The sequence below is a fragment of the Staphylococcus sp. EG-SA-2 genome (assembly GCF_017152085.1).
This window is the reverse complement of record NZ_JACYHC010000521.1, coordinates 1-3,880: the sequence shown is the minus strand read 5'-3', so window position 1 is coordinate 3,880 and position 3,880 is coordinate 1. Positions and strand designations below refer to the sequence as shown.

Genomic DNA, 3,880 nt, shown 5'->3' with positions numbered 1-3,880 from the left:
TTTATCTAATTTGATTGAGGAAACATGCATAGGTGAAAATTAGAAATACATTAAAAATATTGAATTAATTTTTCGACCTACAAGTTGAGGAAAATTTAACTAGATTTGAGGATTAGCAAAGTGAAAACAATTCAATTACACAAGACAACTTTGATATTAATTGCGATATTATTGTTTTATACTTTTATGGGTATCTTACTACCAATCATGCACGATGATTTACAATGGTTTAGCAATTATAATACTGATATTTTAAAAGTAGGATTTGCATCACTTAATGGTCGCTATATCGGAAATATCTTTGAAATTATAGCTGTACATGTAAGCTGGTTACGTTGGCTTTCATATGGTCTCATTAGTATGGGCATCATTTGGATGATTATGCACATTACACGTTGTAAAGCGTGGACAAGCTATTATTTGTTAGCATTTTCTTTAATGTTAATTTTACCAAGTGCTATTTATGCAGATACATATGGCTGGTTTGCAGGATTTTATAATTATGCGACATCAACACTAATTTCACTCTTTATTATTTATTATTGTATTAATGCAATTATATATAAAGAAAAGCAGCCGGTAAGTGTTACTGTACTATTCTATGTTTTATGCTTCTTCGGTCAATTATTTATGGAGAATGTGACATTATTCCACTGTATCATTTTAATTTTAGCTTTTCTATATGAATTTACTGCAAATCGAACACTTAATTATAAATTATTGTTTTCATTTATGATTGCTACTATAGGTACAATCATTATGTTTTCCAATCCAAATTATCGCAAAATTTTATTTGAAGGATCAGAATATCAACAAGTTTCAAATAATCAAGGTATCTTTTCAAAATTTGCAGAAATGATATCAACGTCACTTCCATATGGTGTCATTTTCAGTCAGATTATAATTTTAAGTATGATTGCAGCGCTTATTATTTATCTACTGCTTAGAAGTGATCGGTATGTACATTTAACAATATTAAAGCGTCGTATCATTATGATAGGATTTATCACTTTACCGCTTTATTATTTACTATTTTACAATCAGTTTTTATTAAATAAAAATACAGATATTGGATTGGTTGGTTTTGTGAACGTAATTGTATGTGGTTACTTTGCGTTTTCGATATTTGTAGGTATTTATTTGTCTATTAATGATCGTAAAACACAAATCACTTTATATTCCTTACTTATTGCAATATGTGTTTCGGCGTCGACACTAGTCATTGTTACTCCAATAGAACCAGGTAATTTTTTGATTGTTTATACGATACATGTAATCATTTTAATTATTTTATTAAAAGAATTTCGGAAATATAAGTCAATCAATGTTAATTTTATTAAAGGTGCATCACTAGTTTTAGCTGTGATATATCTTAGTGCATTTATTTATGTTCATTATGAACATGAAAAAAGAGTTCAGTTATTAAAACAACAAATTAAAGATCATCCACGACAAGAGGTTTATACAGTGGAATCATTGCCGTTTGAACATTATATGCATCATCCGTCACCAATCAATAAAAATTACCAAGAGTGGTTTAATAATTATGAAGAATTACCGAAAATGACCAAAGTTAAATATATTCCATTTGGTTCAGACGATTCATAACTTATTCTTACCTATAAAAATTTAAAATAGCAGCATAAAAATATTAAAAAGTAGACATAATCATGAAATGATAATGTGCATCTCAAAAGTTGGACTTTTAACCTGACTTTATGGAGTGCTCATCAAGAACAATCATGATTATGTCTTTTTTATTTTTTAGCTAAGTCTATATAGGCACTTGTTTTATTTGAAATTAGGTCGTGTATAAATACTCTATGAGATAGTTTCTTTAATTACGACATCACAGTCGAATATGCTAAAATATATATAAATTAGTTCTGGAGGTTAAAATTGTGAATAAATTAGTATTAATCGATGGTAATAGCTTAAGTTTTAGAGCTTTTTATGCATTACCTTTGTTATCAAACAAAGCAGGCATTCATACCAATGCAGTATATGGTTTTGCAATGTTACTAGAGAAGATTTTAAAAGAAGAAAAGCCAAATCATTTTTTAGTAGCGTTTGATGCAGGTAAAACAACTTTCAGACATGAAAAATATAGTGAATATAAAGGTGGACGCCAGAAAACGCCGCCTGAACTAAGTGAGCAATTTCCTTATATACGCCAATTATTAGATGCTTATCATATTAAACGTTATGAATTAGATAACTATGAGGCAGATGATATTATCGGAACTTTAAGTAAAGAAGCAGATAAAGCGGGCTTTCAGACAATTATTATAACGGGAGACCGAGATTTAACACAACTTGCAACGGATAATGTAACCATTTATTACACTAAAAAAGGTGTTACTGATGTTGATCATTATACACCTGACTTTATTGCGGAAAAATACAACGGGTTAACACCTAATCAAATTATTGATATGAAAGGATTAATGGGAGATACTTCTGATAATATACCAGGTGTTGCAGGTGTTGGAGAGAAAACAGCAATAAAATTGCTAAACCAATTTGACACAGTAGAAGGTGTCTATGAACATTTAGATGAAATTTCAGGTAAAAAGTTAAAAGAAAAACTTCAAAATAGCAAAGAAGATGCATTAATGAGTAAAGAATTAGCAACGATTAATGTAGATAGTCCGATTGAAGTAAAACTTGAAGATACGTTAATGACTCATCAAGATGAACAACAAGAAAAAATCGAATTGTTTAAGAAGTTAGAATTCAAACAATTGTTGTCTGACATTGATCAATCAGCAAGCGTTGAAGATGCAATAGAAAAGACATTTGAAATTGAAACGTCTTTTGATAATATTGATTTTACTTCATTGAAAGAAGCGGCCATCCATTTCGAATTAGACGGTGGTAACTATTTGCGAAATAATATTTTAAAATTCTCTTTATTTACAGGTGAGAAACATATTGTAATTAATGCGGATGACATAAATAATTATGCCGAACTAGTTTCATGGTTAGAAAATCCGAATACGAAAAAAGTCGTATATGATGCTAAAAAAACATATGTAGCATCACATAGATTGGGAATTGATATTCAAAATATTTCTTTCGATATTATGTTGGCCAGTTATATAATTGATCCATCTCGTACGATTAGTGATGTTCAATCAGTTGTTTCATTGTACGGTCAAAGTTTTGTGAAAGACGATGTAAGTATATATGGAAAAGGTAAGAAATTTAAGGTACCTGAAGATGATGTTTTAAATCCATATGTTGCTTCTATTACTGATGCAATTTACTTTGCGAAACCAAATATGGATAAACAATTAGAAGAATACAATCAGGTAGAACTCTTAGCTGATTTAGAGCTACCGCTAGCTAAGATTTTAAGTGAAATGGAAGAAATTGGTATATTTACAGATGTTCATGATTTAGAAGAAATGGAAAAAGAAATTCAAGAAAAATTAGACGTCTTGATTCGAAATATCCATGATGCAGCTGGTGAAGATTTTAATATAAATTCTCCTAAACAATTAGGTGTTGTATTGTTTGAGACATTACAATTACCTGTTATTAAAAAGACGAAAACAGGATATTCTACTGCTGTAGATGTCTTAGAGCAATTGCAAGGTGAACATCCTATCATTGATTATATTTTAGAATATCGTCAATTATCTAAGTTACAGTCTACTTATGTTGAAGGATTGCAAAAGGTAATTAGTGATGATCAACGTATCCATACACGTTTTAACCAAACTTTAGCGCAAACTGGACGTTTATCAAGTGTAGATCCTAATTTACAAAATATTCCGGTTAGACTTGAAGAAGGGCGTAAAATAAGAAAAGCCTTTAAACCAACTTCAAAAGATAGCGTTATATTATCAGCAGATTATTCTCAAATTGAATTGCG

The 3,880-nt window shown here is 29.7% G+C and carries 2 protein-coding genes; both read left to right on the top strand.

Annotated elements, in window-relative coordinates; translation table 11 throughout:
• Nucleotides 1-120: 120 nt before the first annotated feature.
• On the top strand, nt 121-1,608 hold the full coding sequence (locus IDG60_RS08420) for a hypothetical protein (RefSeq protein ID WP_000849428.1): 1,488 nt from the start codon (nt 121-123) through the stop codon (nt 1,606-1,608).
• 293 nt (nt 1,609-1,901) lie between these two features.
• A partial coding sequence (polA, locus tag IDG60_RS08415; RefSeq protein WP_206160617.1) for a DNA polymerase I occupies nt 1,902-3,880 on the top strand: 1,979 nt, incomplete at its 3' end.